General features: G+C 41.5%; 14 protein-coding genes. 6 read left to right on the top strand and 8 right to left on the bottom strand.

All coding sequences use genetic code 11. The features are described from left to right. A partial coding sequence (locus J8L97_RS20000) for a hypothetical protein (protein ID WP_211052347.1) occupies positions 1-182 on the top strand: 182 nt, incomplete at its 5' end. A gap of 11 nt (positions 183-193) precedes the next feature. Here J8L97_RS20000 and J8L97_RS20005 read toward each other — a convergent pair. Together J8L97_RS20005 and J8L97_RS20010 are read right to left on the bottom strand one after the other, a co-directional pair. After that, complete coding sequence (locus tag J8L97_RS20005) at positions 194-814, bottom strand: hypothetical protein (RefSeq protein ID WP_211052348.1); 621 nt, start codon at positions 812-814, stop codon at positions 194-196. Between the two features lie 150 nt (positions 815-964). Then, the gene (locus J8L97_RS20010; protein WP_211052349.1) at positions 965-2335 is read right to left on the bottom strand and encodes a pyridoxal-dependent decarboxylase; all 1371 of its coding nucleotides are present in this window, start codon (positions 2333-2335) and stop codon (positions 965-967) included. A gap of 93 nt (positions 2336-2428) precedes the next feature. Between J8L97_RS20010 and J8L97_RS20015 the strand changes: the two genes are divergently transcribed. From J8L97_RS20015 to J8L97_RS20025, 3 genes are all read left to right on the top strand, one after another. Continuing rightward, complete coding sequence (locus tag J8L97_RS20015; RefSeq protein ID WP_211052350.1) at positions 2429-3820, top strand: PLP-dependent aminotransferase family protein; 1392 nt, start codon at positions 2429-2431, stop codon at positions 3818-3820. A gap of 71 nt (positions 3821-3891) precedes the next feature. Then, the gene (locus J8L97_RS20020; RefSeq protein WP_211052351.1) at positions 3892-5247 is read left to right on the top strand and encodes an MATE family efflux transporter; all 1356 of its coding nucleotides are present in this window, start codon (positions 3892-3894) and stop codon (positions 5245-5247) included. Positions 5248-5318: 71 nt separating this feature from the next. Then, a complete protein-coding gene (locus J8L97_RS20025) occupies positions 5319-5906 on the top strand; it encodes a hypothetical protein (RefSeq protein ID WP_211052353.1) in 588 nt (195 codons plus the stop codon). An 8-nt stretch (positions 5907-5914) separates the two neighbouring features. Here the strand turns inward: J8L97_RS20025 and J8L97_RS20030 are convergent, their stop codons facing one another. Then, positions 5915-6538 carry a LysE family translocator gene (locus J8L97_RS20030; RefSeq protein WP_211052354.1) on the bottom strand — a complete coding sequence of 208 codons (624 nt, stop codon included), beginning with the start codon at positions 6536-6538 and terminating at the stop codon, positions 5915-5917. 212 nt (positions 6539-6750) lie between these two features. Here J8L97_RS20030 and J8L97_RS20035 point away from each other — a divergent pair, with 212 nt between their 5' ends. Together J8L97_RS20035 and J8L97_RS20040 are read left to right on the top strand one after the other, a co-directional pair. Beyond that, positions 6751-8949, top strand: coding sequence for an LruC domain-containing protein (locus J8L97_RS20035; RefSeq protein ID WP_211052356.1), 2199 nt, complete (start codon positions 6751-6753; stop codon positions 8947-8949). Continuing rightward, a complete protein-coding gene (locus tag J8L97_RS20040; RefSeq protein ID WP_211052358.1) occupies positions 8949-9473 on the top strand; it encodes a hypothetical protein in 525 nt (174 codons plus the stop codon). The genes J8L97_RS20035 and J8L97_RS20040 overlap by 1 nt, the downstream gene beginning before the upstream one ends. On the opposite strand, the gene J8L97_RS24000 is transcribed toward J8L97_RS20040, so the two are convergent. Genes J8L97_RS24000 through J8L97_RS20065 form a run of 5 tightly spaced genes read right to left on the bottom strand, consistent with a single transcriptional unit; the run spans position 9470 to position 16563 of the window. Continuing rightward, positions 9470-10747, bottom strand: a complete 1278-nt coding sequence (locus J8L97_RS24000) for a PAS domain-containing sensor histidine kinase (RefSeq protein WP_211052360.1) — start codon at positions 10745-10747, stop codon at positions 9470-9472. The genes J8L97_RS20040 and J8L97_RS24000 overlap by 4 nt on opposite strands. After that, on the bottom strand, positions 10744-12126 hold the full coding sequence (locus J8L97_RS20050) for a sigma-54 dependent transcriptional regulator (protein ID WP_211052362.1): 1383 nt from the start codon (positions 12124-12126) through the stop codon (positions 10744-10746). The genes J8L97_RS24000 and J8L97_RS20050 overlap by 4 nt, the downstream gene beginning before the upstream one ends. Positions 12127-12168: 42 nt before the next feature. Beyond that, positions 12169-14583: an ABC transporter permease gene (locus J8L97_RS20055; RefSeq protein WP_211052364.1), complete on the bottom strand. Its 2415-nt coding sequence runs from the start codon at positions 14581-14583 to the stop codon at positions 12169-12171. Next, positions 14583-15302 (bottom strand): ABC transporter ATP-binding protein, encoded by a 720-nt coding sequence (locus J8L97_RS20060; RefSeq protein WP_211052365.1) that lies wholly within the window; start codon positions 15300-15302, stop codon positions 14583-14585. The genes J8L97_RS20055 and J8L97_RS20060 overlap by 1 nt, the downstream gene beginning before the upstream one ends. A gap of 10 nt (positions 15303-15312) precedes the next feature. Further along, positions 15313-16563, bottom strand: coding sequence for an HlyD family secretion protein (locus J8L97_RS20065; RefSeq protein ID WP_211052366.1), 1251 nt, complete (start codon positions 16561-16563; stop codon positions 15313-15315). Positions 16564-16901 lie beyond the last annotated feature (338 nt).

Raw genomic sequence — 16901 nt, forward strand, 5'->3', positions numbered from 1 at the left:
GCGGGCTATTACAAATGAAAGCAACGCCGATAATGAGAAAAATAGCTTTATTGGGCAAATTCGCTTATCCAGAGCTGAGGTTATTTAATCAATTTTTAATCTGTCCGTCATTACCTTGCGTACACGGCACGGTGACAACTATTTTTGATCTAAACACCATAAGCAGCTTAAAGCGCGATTAAAGTCCTGTTGACTACGCAGCAGCCTTTGCCAAAATTGACCAAGGGTTACTCGGGTCGTTCATATCTGCGTCCAAAGCATCTGATGGTACGCCACCAAGTAATGCATTTTGCGCCTCTTCTAAGCGAGCATCAAAGCCTCTTATTGCGTCAACAAACCATGCTTTTTCATAATCAGACAATCGATCATCCCCCATGATATCATCTTCGGCCAACGCCAACATTTCACGACGTACACCCAATTCTTTATACGCCAAAAAATCAATACCTAAAGAATTAAACAATAGTGCCTGTTGCATTTCATGGCGCTCTACTTCTACATCAATGGGCATTTTCATAATCTGACTAAGTGTTTCATGGTGCAGCCCTTTGCTATACTTATCAGCGGGAAGTGAATTATCAACGACAGAGTTAGCGTGCCCTTTAATCTTTTCATAATAGAAAGTTGCAAATTTAGATGCGTCCCCATGGCTTCTCGATATATTCACTGCAAAATCAGAGTCAGCCTGCTGTGGCTTTTGCACATCTTCATATTGGGCATGGAACTGTATTTGCTTATTAAGGCTCTTCTCATTGACAGCAGAAAACTGCGTATCAGGCCGACTGTTACTATTGATGTTTTGTATAAATGACATGGCACGCTTTATCCGCATAATTCAATATTAAGCCATTGAAAGCAAAAGCCGTTCCAATAGGTTTCTCTTTATTCTAGTGCGTATGATGTCTAAACAGAGACATATTCAAAGCGTGTGTTGATATTAAGCGGCAATAACTTGCCGCTTCATTTATTTTGCCAAACTGTCTAACAGCTCAATGACACATAATAAATCCTCTGTTGTGGTTTCCCAGTTACTAAATGCCGCCCGAATAATATGCTCTCCTTGCCAAACACCGGGTGTCATGAAGACTTTCCCTGACTGATTAATTGCATCCAAACACAGCCCGACTTCTTGCAGTACATGCATATTTCCTGGTTTAAACAACACAACATTTAACTCACACGGCTTAAGTAATACATAGTACTGTGAATTTTCCAGCCAGCTCGCCAGTGCCTGCGCCAAATCAACATTACTTTGAATATGTGCTGTTATACCTTGTCTACCATAAGACAATAACGTAGCCCAAACAGGTAAAGCTCGGAATCTACGCGAGTTCTCAATGCCCATAGACATATAATCTTGATTTTGCGCTGAGCTCGCTAAATAAGGGGCATCAACATGACATGTTGCGACCAAGTGATTGGGTTGGCGCGTTAAAAAAACCCCGCAATCGTAAGGGACATTTAACCATTTGTGACAATCGAGAGTGATACTGTCTGCGAATTCAATGCCATTGGTTTTATGCTCTGGGCCATTCATTAACCGTTCGAAAATACCAAATGCCGCATCAACATGTAACCAAGCGCCATGTGCTTCGCATAGTCGACTGATGGCGATTAAATCGTCGTAATCAGTTCCTGTTACTGTCGCTGCGCTGGCAATCACTATTTTTCCTCGGCTATCACAACGTGATAAATGTGTTGCTAACGAATCAATGCACATCGCCTCCGTGCCTTGTAACGTATCTACACACTGCCAGTTTTGCTGACCAAACCCAGCCATCCCTAAGCTTTTTATCATGCTGGCATGTGGTGATGCGGCACAAATCATCACATCTAAGCCAGCCATCCCTTGCTGTGCAACATCAACCCCTTGTTGCGCACCAATAAATTGCCGAGCTGTTAACGCACCCAGTAAGTTTGCCGCAGTCGCCCCTGTTGTAAATAGTCCAGTAAAGCTATCAGGCAAATAAAATAACGTTCGGAGCCAGTCGATTGTTTGCCGCTCTAATTGCGATGCAACCGAATCGCCTCCTTTAGACACATTCTGATTAAATACCGTGACAAACCAATCGGCTAATGTCGCCGTAGGGTTAGCGCCACCTGTTACAAACCCCCAATACCGCCCTCCATTACTCGCCGACAATTTAGGTGCGACCTGATCATTGAAATGCATACAAAGTTGTTCAACCCCCATGCCATGAGTTGGCAGGGATAAGGGTTCCAAAGTTGTATCATTCGATATCACCGCTCGACAATCAAGTTCAGTATGAAATTGATTGAATTGTCCTTCAAGCATCTCTAGAAGGCGCTTTTGTGTTGCTGAGCTATATGCCATTTTTTAACCTAATTGATGACTAAACATACCCATTAGTTTATGCTCACCAATATTAGATAACAGATACAAACAATGGCTTTTTTTAGATAACAGATGAGCAAAACAGCAAAATATAAGCAGCTTGGTCAACAGCTAATTAATAATATTGAAAACAATGCATATTCAATTGATGAGCCGCTGCCATCACTGAGAACGTTTTGTACTTTACACCAAATAAGCATGACAACGGCCTTAGCATGTTATCGCTATGTTGAATCACTGGGCTATATTACGGCATTTCCTAAAAAAGGGTATTTCGTTACGGGCCTTCCTATTACGCAACAGCACTATCAATTTCCACAATTTAAGGCCGAGCCCGCTTCATTTGTAAGACCTAAAAGCCAATTGAAGAATTTAAGTCAAACACTTGCAACAGCGGAGTTAGACAGCACTCTGATTGACAGTAAACGGCTCAGTCAATCATTAACACAAGCCTGCAAACATCATGATCAACTCTGGGGCTATGCCAGCCCTGAAGGGGAATACGTGCTTCGCCATGCGTTAAGTAATCACTTTACACATCGAGGATTTGCACTGTCAGCGAGCGATCTATTGGTCACACATGGTTGCTTAGATGCAGTTCAACACGCTATCTCGGTCACAACGAACCACAATGATGTTATTTTAGTAAGTTCTCCGTGTTACAGCGGTTTGCTTGATTTGTTATGCTCTTTGAATCGACAAGTAATAGAAATACCAAGCACTGATAATGGGTTAGACCTCGAACAAATGGAGAATGCACTACGTCAATATAGCGTGTCAGCGTGCTTACTGAGCGCAAATCATCAAAACCCAACAGGACATAGCTTAACCAATATACAAAAACAAAAAATAGCTGAATTAGCACACACCTACCAAACACCTATTATCGAAGATGATGTTTTCCGCGAACTAAGCCATACTAAAGTAACACCACTGCCAATCAAACATTACGATCGCACCGGTTGGGTGATCTGGTGTGGTAGCTTTTCAAAATCATTGTCTGCCGGCCTTCGATTAGGTTGGTGTGCACCAGGTCGGTTTTTCGACGCCTTCTTAAAGCAGCTTTCAGTTCGTACACTTGGCGTTAATAAACCATTGCAATTAGCCATGGCTAACTATATCAACAAAGGCCACTACCAACAGCATTTAAAACACATCAATCAACATCTGTGCACCCATAAAAATGTATACCTTCATTATTTACAGGAACAGCTCCCAAATAATAGTAGTATATACATGCCCAGTGGCGGAATGGTGTTGTGGCTGGCTATTCCAGCACTCAATACTGAGCGACTCGCCATGAAACTTGCCCACCAGCATATCTATATAAAGTCGGGTTCTTTATTTTGTAACACCAATAGGTATGATCACTGTTTCAGACTCAATATAGGCCTAGTGCCCACTGACGAAGTAAAAATACAACTCACAATCATCATTAATGAAATCAAAATACAACTCTCATAGCAATTACAATCAAGACATGAGAAACTCGATTGATAAAATAGGTACTTAAAATGGATTATTAAGAACATAAAATGCAAGACTTAACCCGCGGTCCCATTCACAAACACCTTATTACTATGTCTTTGCCAATTGCCATTGGCCTATTTATTCAAACGTTATATTTCATCATTGATTTATATTTTGTCGGCAATTTAGGGGATGTTGCCTTGGCTGGCGTGAGTACCGCTGGTAATCTGTTCTTTTTTGTCATGGCCTTAACACAAGTATTCAATGTGGGGTGCGCAACCTTGGTTGCCCATGCCATTGGGCGTAAAGACCAAAAAAATGCAGCAGCCATATATAGTCATGCCCTCTTTTACGGTATAGCTGCAACCATACTGCTAAGTGCCATAGGCTACTTATTTGGCCCATATTACTTTTCTCTTTTGGCTGCAACCAATGATATTGCAGTAACCGGATTGAGTTACCTATATTGGTTTATTCCAGCGTTAGCATTGCAGTTTATATTAACGGTTATCTCTGCCTCTATGCGTGGTGCTGGGCTCGTAAAACCTTTTATGGTCATTCAAATGGTCGCCTTGCTACTGAATATGGTGCTGTCACCAGTACTCATTACGGGCATTGGCCTGTTTAGCGGTATGCATGTAGCTGGGGCAGGCCTAGCAAGCTCTATTGCGACGATTAGTGGCCTTATTATGACTATTTTTTATATTAAGCATACTCCAGGACTACTTAAACTGGCCCCTAATTTAATAAAGAATGACACTAAGACATTAAAATCATTACTTAAAATAGGAGGTCCAGCAGGGAGTGAGTTCATGCTAACATTCCTCTACATGGCGATTATTTATTGGGCGCTAAGTCAATTAGGCACTGATGAACAAGCAGGGTTTGGTCTTGGGATCCGCATTATGCAATCTTTATTTTTACCTGTGATGGCCATTGCATTTGCGGCGCCTGCTATTGCTGCTCAAAATTATGCCGCAGGTAAAATGAAACGTGTTTACACCACTTACAAAACAACCACACTTGCCACAACATCACTGATGTTTTTACTGGCCATTCCGTGTATTTTAATGCCTGAGATCTTTTTTACACCTTTTAGCAATGACCCTGAGGTTATAGCTGTGGCCGCGACATTTCTAAGCTATGTTGGGTTTAATTTTGTGCCCGCTGGTTTAGTGTTTTCATGTTCAGCGATGTTTCAAGCGTTTGGCAATACTTGGCCTGCACTCTTAAGCACCTTTTTAAGAGTGGGGAGTTTCAGTATACTGCTGGTATATTTTACTTCTCAAGCAACGATAACAACCACAACAATATGGCTTTTATCTGCTGCAACTGTTTTCTTTCAAGCACTTATTAGCTTCACTTTTTTACAACTCACGCTCAAACGTCGGCTATTTAGTAAGGTAAAAATACTGACTTAACGCCGTAATATTTGTCGGTATAGATTGTGCATAATTTACTCTGGTGCACAATCTAGCGGTAAATATTAGCCATGAAGCTTACATCAGAAGAATCAAATTTTATAACTCAGGTACTGCAACAAGACAGTACGGCGCAACTAGATATTCAACTCTCCGATATTGAGACGGCTCAGTTACAACAGTGGATGACAACACTCACCCAAGCAAACGATCTGCAATTACTCGCAAAAATAAACTCCCAAATTATGTATTTTCCAGCCCATATAGAAACGAAAGGTAAAAACAATCCCACTTTTAGCTGCGGATTACCAAGTATTTTTGACACAAACTCAAATCACAGGCATTGGCGAACAGAAAAGTTAACTGGCGTACAACTACGGGCAACAAAATTAGGATTCTCATTTAAAGTCCTTTCTTTGTCTTTATCTGGTCTTGTTATACGTACCTTCCCATATAACGCGACTAAGTTGGCCGAATACTTGGATAACAGCAAAGTCACACTCATTTTATCTCAAGGAAATATAGCTAAATTTGATGTTACCAGTAATCGGGTCATTAACGACACCGCTATCGCGCTTGAGATAATGAACATACATGATGGGCTAATACACTTAAAGCAAGAAATTTTCGAGTATTACAATCAAGTGCATCCTGAATAAGTTCGCAACTATACAAATTGCTCGATGACCACTCGCAATGCTAACAATAAGAAAGCAACTCCTAAGATCTTATCAATGGACGACTGCTTTTTCGTCAAGTCAAATTTATCTCTGGCTTTAGCTGCCCCCACCGAAACAACAAAATACCAGGCCGTGTCAATTAGTAACACCGTTGCACACATGATCAAGGCCACTTGGAATGTCATTGTTTGTGGATCTATAAACTGAGAAAACAGTGCGACAAAAAATATCGCTAACTTTGGATTTAAAAACGCAATGGCAAAACCATCTTGTGCAGCTTGCTTGAACGTGTTTATTCCCCCTTGTTCAGATACGTTTATACCGGAGGATTTATTCATCAATATACGCAGCCCCATATAAGCCAAATACCCGGCACCACCATAAACAAGCGCTTGATATACTATAGGGAAATGATTGATCAAGCTGGCTAATCCAGCTAACGATAGTCCAGCATAAAGTCCAACACCTAAACCATGGCTCACACTTGCCACAATACCATGTGTAGCACTGTTATAGAGAGAATGACGTAAAACGACGGCTAAACTCGGCCCTGGCGACATCGCTCCAACCATACAAATAAACGCCAAACTTAACCATGTCGTTAATTCCACTTCATACCTCATCACAGCTTAAAAAAGTCACATAATAACGGATTACGACCAATCAGAAAATTGAATTTCACTCGCAAATTGCAAACAAATAATTGCAAGATGCAAAAGTTCAGTACCAAAAAACAATTTAAAATTTTAAATATCAATGAATTAAATATTGGAACAGCTCATGCTTTCAAGAATATATCTACCTTTTAAATTGGTTCCTCATTATGAAATTAACGTCTATCGCGTCCTTGTGTATATTATGCTCATCTGGGAGTGTGTTTGCTGGCCCATTCGAAAACTGTCCGAGTAAAGCGTTTTTAATGCAAGACTCTGTCGCAAAACTCTATGGTATTGACTTAGTTTCAGCAAAAGCCACCACCATCGCAGCCAGCCTAACACGTGAAGGCGCTGCCAATACTTCAAGCGTCAACGCTGTTGGGTTTAATTACAAAGATCAATATATGTATGGATATAGTAAGCAATCACCAGGAAGCGTTGTGCAAATTGGTGATGATTATAATATGACCGAACTTGATGTAACTGGACTACCTGATACCAATTTTTACGTCGGTGATATTCAAGTCACGGGCACAGGTGCCAGCCAAGAAGCCTTTTATTTCGTTTATACTCCTAAGTTTGGATTATATAAAATTCCACTTAATGACGACTTAACTCAGACCATTAATTCTATACACTACACTGATAGTGAAAACTGGAACCTCAATATCTTTGATTTTGCATTTCATCCAAATAGTAATCTACTGTATGCGATGGAATCAAACGGCAACTTACATGAAATAAACGTCGATAATGCAACCACCACGCTTATAACCCAGTTAGACACGTCAGGTGACAGTGGTGCGTTTGGCGCAGCATACTTTGATGTGAACGGGCAGTTTTATGCGAGTAACAACAAAAGCGGTAAAATACATAAAATCGACTTATCGGTAAGTCCTGTGGTGGGCTATACACCCACCGCTGTCGTTTTCACAAGCGGCCCCAAATCTGGACAAAATGACGGTGCTCGCTGCGCCATTGCTGAAGTCAAAGTGACAGACAACTCAATCGACTTTGGTGATGCCCCCAATGGCTATGCTACCACACTTGCCGACAGTGGACCCCGTCACTTATATGACCCAAATGATGATGGCCAAAACCTTGTTTACTTGGGTGCCAGCGTGGATGGTGAAAACATAAATACTGCAGCTGATTTAGCGGCTGAACCTATTGATAATTCTGATGATGGCGTTGCCTTTGTTACTGATTTTGTTGGCGGGCAAACGACACAAGTCATTGTAACCGCCTCCCAAAATAGTTACTTGTACGCGTGGGTCGACTGGAACCAAGATCAGGTTTTCTCGTCTGACGAAGTTGCTCTAGATAAAGTCGCCATCAATGCAGGCGATAACAGTTTGCTGATTGCTGTTCCTGAAACCACATTAGAAGGCAATACATGGGCACGGTTTCGCGTCACAGATGGCACAGAAGCGTCAAACATCAGTGCAACCGGTGGCGTTTCAGGAGGAGAAGTTGAAGATTATGAAATTACCACCTATGCAAGCGATGCGTATCCAAGTGAAAGTGACTGGGTAACCCTGTCGTATGAAGATAAATGGCCTTTTGCTGGGGACTATGACTTTAACGATTTAGTGATGCACTTTAGAAGCACACGCTATAAAGAAAATGGGGCAATAGTTGGGTATCGTATTGAAGGTGAAATTGTCGGCGTTGGGGCAACTTACCACAATGGCTTCGCTGTCAGGCTTTATGATCAAATCAATGCCTCAACACAGCGCAGAGTAGCTCGATCCGAAGTCGATGAGGCCAATATTAGTTTCATCATTGATGGCGTTGTGCAAGAAAACTCTCCTCTAGAAGCGAACCGCTCAGATGCCATTATTATTGTAATGGAAGATGTTTGGGATTATGTTCAGAAAAACAGTGGATGTCAGTACTTTAGAACGGAAGCAAACTGCCAAAATGGCAGCAAAGTGACATTTTCAGTCACAATTCCCTTGCTGGCGCCTAAAGCACTCGCTGATTCCCCTGCGAATGTATTAGACCCATTTATCTTCGCAAGTAACGATCACTTTCACGGTGAATTCATGAATAATGTAGATAAAAGAGGCTGGGAAGTGCATTTAAAAAACAGAGCACCAACGGAAGCTTTTGCCCAGTCGCTGTACAATGTGTCAGGCAGTGACGACGCGTCTAACCCAGCTGGAAATACCTATTTTCAAACTGCTTCAGGGCTACCTTGGGCGATGGAAATTGGCTCAGCGTGGCAACACCCTATTGAAAATATTGATATAACCAATGCGTATTCTAAATTTGCCGCATTTGCGACCTCCGCAGGTAAAAACAGCATTACGTGGTATAGCGAACCGCAGCTTAGTAAAGTAATTACATCAGGAGCACAATAATGAACAAATTAACTGTAACTCTATTTAGCCTTTGTTTTTTAAGTGCATGTGGCGGTGGTGAGGATGGGGCGTCTACACCGAATCAAAATTCAAGTCCTGTGGTTCAAAACCCAGACCCAGCGCCAGACACGGGGACAACGCCAGATCCAGAACCAACACCGGATCCAGAACCAACACCTGAGCCAACGCCTGACGTGACATCAATGGCAGACTTAGTCATTGATACAGACTTTGATTTATCAACTAAATTTTCTTTGCTTATTGATGTAGATTTAAAACTTGAAGACCAACGCGCTTATTTAAACATATGTCAAAAGCTCACAGGGCAAGTTAAAGCCGACAGACATAACTGTGTTCTCAGAACTGCACTAGGTAGTGCACCTCTAAATACAGTACTCACAATTAGCCGCAGCGACATTCAACTCGTCGCAGAGGTGTGGTTTTACGATAACAACACCACACCAATGACATACGAGTGGCAATATGATGCCAATAATGAACAACAACAGTTTCAAATTCGCTAATGCGCGTGTAGCACCAACGTAGCGACCGCTCCTGAGCCCTCTCGAGCGGTCAATGTCAAAGTACCACCATGTTGTTCAATTACTTTTCTGCACCACACTAATCCAATACCTTGCCCATGTTGCTTTGTGGTGTACAGTGGTACAAATAAATGCTCTGCAGACCCTAAACCGATACCATTATCAATAACATCAATCGTCAAGCCAAACTCATTTTGATCTGCACGCAGTGCAATATGGGGCACGATATCTCCAGCCTCACAAGATTCCATCGCGTTTTTTAACAAATTGATCAGTACTTGTTCAATCAGTATAGGATCCAAATTCCACTGTTCGACATTCACTAATAACGAGATCTCACAATGAGGATAAAGCTGTCGCACGCTTAAAAATAATGGGTGTAATGCGACATTACACTTACGAAGTTCTACTTGCCTTTCAAGACTACTGTAATTAGATACAAATTGCTGAAGATGCACACTCCGTTCGACAATCACTGACAGCATCTGCTTTTGAGTGTCATCATGAGAAAACTGTTCAAGTGTTTGTGCTATTGATTTAATGGGTGTGAGTGAGTTTTTTATTTCGTGACTTAGCACTTTAACCAACTGTCGCCATGCATCTGTTTGCGACTGCTTTAACTCACTTTTGATATTACTAATTAGCAACAAGTGGTGTTTTTCACCATTTAAACTAATTTCACTGCCTCGTAATTGGTGTGCAGCCGCGATGACGCCGTTAGTAAAGCACCACTTTTCATCAACACGTCTGAAACCAATCTCTGTGATAATTTCTAACTTTTTCAAACGCCAGTCAGCATCTAACCAATGTGTCAACGCCACATTCCCCATAATCAAGCGATAGTCTTGGTTCACGATCAAAATAGGGCTATCAAGTGCCTGTAATAATTCATTTACTAATAATGCATGTTGATTTTGTTCGCTTTGCCATTGTCCAAAAATCGTCGTGATGTGTTCCAATTCATGGTGTAACTGTGCTGCCACACCACTTTGATAAATTGGCACGGTTTTAACACTTGTATCTGAAAAGCGAATGGCATCTAAAGCGGTTTGCATCGCCCGATAAGGTGCAAAGAACTGGTTATAAACCGAATAAAACAACGCAGTATAAATAGGAGTAAACACCATAAACGCGGTCACAACATACAATCCATCACGTGTATAAACCCAAACAAAACTAAGGCTTAAAAGTATTAATATCAAATAATTAATAACAGATAGAACTTTAAACAACTGCTCTTGAGAGCTGAATTTCACTGTATAAAATCCTTTGCTGCAATATCATACTTCTCAAGCCGCCGATAGATTGCACTTTTACTGATCCCCAATAAAGCTGCAGCTTCTAACGTTTGACCTTGCGTGCTTGTTAAGGCTTGCGTTAATAAGGCTTGCTCAGCGTCAGCCAATGTCATCAATGGCAATGTCCCTGTCTGACTAATATTCTCTCGCGGATTATTCATCAATAAGGTGTCGATATCTTCCCTCACTATTTGTGTATTCACACTCAATAAAACCAAACGCTCTACCACATGGCTTAATTCTCGTAAATTACCGGGGTATTGGTGTGACTGCAGCGCCCTGAGCGCACATGGCGAAAAACACAAGTCATCTCTATGATGAGCTTGTTGATGCCGCAGTAAAAATTGTTCCGCGAGTGCCGGAATATCTTCTTTACGTTGAGCAAGGCTAGGTACCTCTATCGTTATTGTGTTAACCCGATAAAGGAGATCTTGACGAAACCTATTTTGTGCAACCATCATGACAATATCAGCGTTTGTCGCACTGAGTATTCTTGGCTTAGCAAATTGAGTCTGACTACTTCCAACCGGCTCAAAGTGGCCACTTTCTAATACCCTTAATAACTTTGCTTGTTGAGAAACGGGCATTTCCGCAATTTCATCCAAAAACAAAGTACCTTCTTTGGCCAATTCAAAGCGCCCTATTCGTGATTTATCAGCCCCTGTGAATGCCCCTTTCGTGTGTCCAAACATTTCACTTTCGAACAATGATTCTGGCACCGCTGCCATATTCACCTCGACAAACTCTCCCGAAAGATTGGAAACTTGGTGTACATAATTTGCTAACGTTGATTTACCCGTGCCATTTTCCCCAGTAAATAAAATATTTGCTTGGCTTTGTGCAACACGGTCGATTTGAGCTTTAAGGTGCTGCATCGCTGGTGAATGACAAATTAAATGAATATCAGGCGTATTGTCTGCAATTGTTTGTTTAAGCGCTTCATTTTTTTGCCCTAACGCGGATAGTTTTAATGCATTTTCAATTATCTGAGTCAGCCTTGAATTATCCCATGGCTTTTCAATGAAATCACATGCTCCACTATGTAATGCTTTTACAACCAACTCGGTATTAGCCCAAGCCGTCATAGCCACTACGGCTGGCGCCTGCACTAACTCATCGAGCTTACGCAAAAAATATAAGCCTTCTTCACCTGACGTGGTATCAAATGCAAAGTTCATATCCAAGAGAACTAAGTCTACAGTTTGCGCTTGTAATACTGACAAACCCACCACGGGTGAGTCAGCCTCTAGAATCTCATAGCCATAATTATTCAACAAAAACCTTGCTGATAACCTGACATCCGCTTTGTCATCAATTATTAATATTGTCCGCTGCATGTTCTTTTCATGCCGCACCGTATTTAGTGCGGCAGTCAATCCTTATTGATTTCTTAATGCTGATATAAGATCAGATTTAAGTATTTGTTTTACTGGAATAATACAAGCCATATAGGAAAATCCAAGCAACAGTATCAATGACGCCCCAACTTGTAAAGCATCTGGTACCGGCACCGCATCACTGTATTGACTCGTCAATACATACAAACCTAACCCTAATATAAGACTCAAAAGTATACCGATTAATAACGGCGTGAACGCATCTTTGACAACCAACATGGTAATACGTTTTGGTTTAGCACCCACCGCCATTCTGACACCCAGTTCGTAACGACGCATTTGTGTTCCATAAGATACCACCCCATAAATACCTGCGCATGCAAGTAACAACGCTAACACGCTTAAGCTCCCACTCAACCAAGCTGCTAACCGGTATTTGAATACCAAATCTTGACTTGTCTGCTCAACATCCAGAAACTCAAGCACAGCCAAATTAGCATCTACCTTCTCCAATTCCATCACAATATCCGTTTTATTAAACAATGCCTTGTCTGATACTTTCAGCATTAAGTTTAAACGCATAGGACTCATAGCAAAATAGGTAACACCCGCGTATTTTTCTTGCGTGAATGCGTTGTAATGATCCGCCACGACCCCAATAACTTCAAAGCCTTGATCAGGTGAAAAGAACATTGACTCACCGACGGCATTCTCTTTACCAAATGCATTGATTGCAACTGAGCGACTCACCAACATAACTTTACTTTTGTCTTCAATGTCTGCTTGCGTTAAATTTCTGCCGTAGAGAATTGGCTGCTCCAACACAGAGAAATAATCAAGGCCGATGGTATTAAAACCAAATAATCCGAGGCGGTTCCCTTCCGAATCAATAAATGGACTAGAGAAATCACCTTTTCTGATTGGCGAGATGGTACTTTTTACTGCTGCTTGTACCTGTGGCAATGCTAAAAAATGCTGCTTGAGCTGTTCAATCAACGCCAACTTCGCTTCTCGTGATGGGTAATTGTCACCCGTTTCAATTTGTAAGCTATACACATTTTCTACATTAATACCCAGTGGTTTTGTTGCCATCTTCAGTGTTGCCTGTAATACAGTTGATGTGGCAAATAACATTAAGCCAGTTAAGGTAACTTGCGATATAACCAAGGTTTTTCGTAAAACAGGTGATATTTGTTTTTGCGTCCCCTTTCCACTTGCCGTCAAATGTTGTTTTAAACGCTCATGATCAACACTTTTGCTCGCCACCCAGGCTAAAACAACCGACAACACCAATGCCACAATCAATGCAAATCCGACGGTCATAACATTGATACCGAGCTCATCTAAACGATTAATCGACCCTTGTGCCAGATATTGTGTCAGTACCAATAGCCATGCTGCCAATAAAAGCCCAAAGGCTGATGCGCTTAGCACGATGATCAAACTTTCCACCAATAAATGCTTAAAAATATGCTTTGGTTTCGCCCCCACGCTTGCACTAATTGCCAACATACTCTGCTTTTTAATCACATGAGACAAATACAAATTCACAATATTGGCAAACGCAATAAGTAACAGTACCAAAGCGCCAGCAAATACCATCAGCGAAATAAATGGATTATCGCCTTTGATCACCTTAGTTAACGGCGCCAAATCAGCTCTATGTTCGTAATCTTTAAAATCAACGGCAAATTCACTACTTTCAATTGACTGTATTAGTGCTCTATCTAGTAACCCTTGCAAAGGGGACAAACTTTGCTTCGCGATATTTTTTTGTACCGTAACTAAATTGCGTGACGCATTTCTAAACTCTTTTTCACTTATTCCTGCTTGCGCCATGGGTAAATATAAACGGCTTTTTCCGTAGAAGCTCAAAGGCTCTGGATCTCGAAAATTATCATTGACGACACCAATAATTTGTAAACTAACGCCATTAAAATCTAAGCTTTGACCAATGACATTAGATGCGCCGCCAAAATCAGATTGCCATAGCGAATAAGAAATAACGGTTTCAGGTAATGCCTCTGTTACTTTATCCGTGGCACTAAAGTTTTGCCCTAACACTAACTGTGCACCGAGCAGTGGTAGGTATTCATGACTGACATACATCACCACTTCTACAGGTTTATCCGCTCGACTCGTAATACGACCACGTCTTTGCGTCAGCATGGCTGACTCATAACCCGCTTGTTTAGACGCTTGGTACATGGCGATTTGCCCGCCCTCACTTTGCCCCCCGATATTATCAATGCCATCTTGATATAAGTTTTGCTTTAAAACATACAGCTGTTCCGCATTTTTATAAGGGAGCGGCTTAAGCAACACCACCTGATTTAAATTAAATGCCGCCAATAAAGCACCGAGCGTCAATGCCAAAGTTAAGATCATAATGAGGGTAAACCCCGGCGCTTTTTGTAAGCCAGCTACGACCTGCTTGATATGTGAGGTTACTTTCATTATACCGCCTCACTGAGAGCTGGCACGGTAACAATTTTTCCATCTAATAAGTTATACTGCTTAGATGCAAAATTTGCATAACGCGGATCATGCGTCACCATACATATTGTCGTCCCCTGCCGATTCAATGTACGCAACAACGTCATTACCGCATCTCCATTGTGAGAATCTAGGTTGCCCGTCGGTTCATCAACTAGCAATATCGTTGGAGCACCAACCAGTGCTCGAGCAATCGCGATACGCTGCTGTTGCCCACCTGATAATTGATTTGGCCTATGTTCTGCTCGATGTGCCATTTCAACTTGAGTGAGCGCTTTCTTAACCGCTTTATCAATATCGGTTTCTTGTACTGCCGGTTCCCTATAACGCAGCGGAAGCGCTACGTTTTCAAACACACTTAATTCGTCGATCAGATTAAACGACTGAAATACAAAACCAATTTTTAAATTCCTATACTCAGCCCGTTGGTCTAAGTCCAAGTCTTCAACGGCTTCACCTTCAATGAAATAGCGGCCATCACTTGGTGAGTCAAGCAAACCTAAAATCGAAAGTAATGTTGATTTACCACACCCCGAAGGGCCTGAAATTGATACAAACTCACCTTGGTAAATATCCAAGTCAATTGCTTGTAATGCATGCGTTTCAATACTTTCAGTGAGGTATACTTTGCTTAATTGCTTGAGTGAAATGCTCGCTTTTTTATCGATTGATGCTGTCATGATAGAGTCCTTATAATTTTAGTTCGATGGTATCTTCAGCATGCTGATCTATTGCTGATAAGATAAGTTCTTCGCCTTGAGTCGCGCCTGAAAGTAATTGAATTCGTTGGCCACTTCTTTGGCCCAATGCAATCCAAGTTTTTGTCGCACTTTTTCCATTGTCAGAGACTTTGTAAACTTGTACCCGTGTTTGAGGCTTAGCATTAACGGGAATGGGTATCGTCAACGTTTGCGGTATTACCCCTAAATTAATGACCGCAGCAATATTCAGTGAGGGTCGCGCATTATTCGGCAACTGACCGACCAAATCGAGTTCTACTTCAACATGACCGTCTGTCACAACAGGATCGATACGTTTTACCAAAGCATCCGCTTTTCCTCCTCTAGTATCTATCTCTGCTGACATGCCTATTTCTAGCCCTTGCAATTCTCTTTGTGGCACTTTTACTAACGCGATTAATGACTCAACACTTCCCACTAAGGCAATCTGAGATCCCATCGCTAAGCTTTGCCCTATTTCGATTGGTAACGTTTGTAGCATGCCGTCAATGCCCGCAACCACGTTAAGCCTTTGAGCTTGTGATTTCGCAAGCGCCATTAAGCTCGCCTTTTCGTTAAGTTTTTGCTCTTCGATTTGCGCAGCCTGTAAGTGCAATTGCGTCACTTTCGCTTTTTTGTTTTGTAAATGTTGATAGCGCAATGTCAATTTATCAACTTTGGCTTGACTGTCCAGTAGATCTAGCGCAGATACAACCCCTTGTTTAGCTAACCCTTTTTCTGCATTAAGACGTGAGAGAGCAACCTGCAAATCGACTTTGAGTTCTTGTAATAACTGCTCATCGGCTAGTTTCTCACGCTCCTGTTTAAGCAAGAGCTGTCCAACAACCGCCTTCTGTGCGTTATATGTCATTTTTGCTTGTAGCACTGCTTGCTCAATTTCAGGGTTACTCAGCTTTACAATCACACTGTCTCTTGTAACTAAGGACCCAGGCTTTATTAATATTTGCTCTACAACTGCACTATAAGGTGCTGTCAAAAATCGCTGTTGCTTTGACTGTAAATTGCCAAACCCCTTTGCTTCTAGCGCCAAATCTTGTTGTGCTACTTTTGCTCGCCATAAATCATGACTTGCTACCGCTGTTTTATCAAAACGATTAATCATCAGTGTCACCAATACACCAACTATCATAATAAGCGTAGCCATTATAGCCACCGCTTTACCGCTCAGATGCTTTTTGCTTTCAACCCTTACTTTATCCATGATGAATACCTTTATCCAATTGACATAAGATATAAAGCAAATTCGATACCAAACAAAAAGCACCATTATATCAGTCAGTTAAAATTAAAAAATTGAATAAACCATAGAAATTCCCGAAATCGAGAATACGAAAATTCCCGATTTCGAATTAACCAACACTACTTAAAGTGCGCTTTTCGAGGGCAATAAAGTTCAAATTTTTGAGAAATATACGATGAAATAAAACGACAAAATAGATGCACAAAGTAAAATCACCATTCGCCTGCCAGGCATGGTTCTATATATCGGCGAAGAACTAGGGGGCTGTTGATCTTTGCAGTTCTATTTTTGTTCTCTTT

This window comes from Pseudoalteromonas sp. MMG012 (assembly GCF_018100875.1).
Taxonomy (GTDB): Bacteria; Pseudomonadota; Gammaproteobacteria; order Enterobacterales; family Alteromonadaceae; genus Pseudoalteromonas; species Pseudoalteromonas aurantia.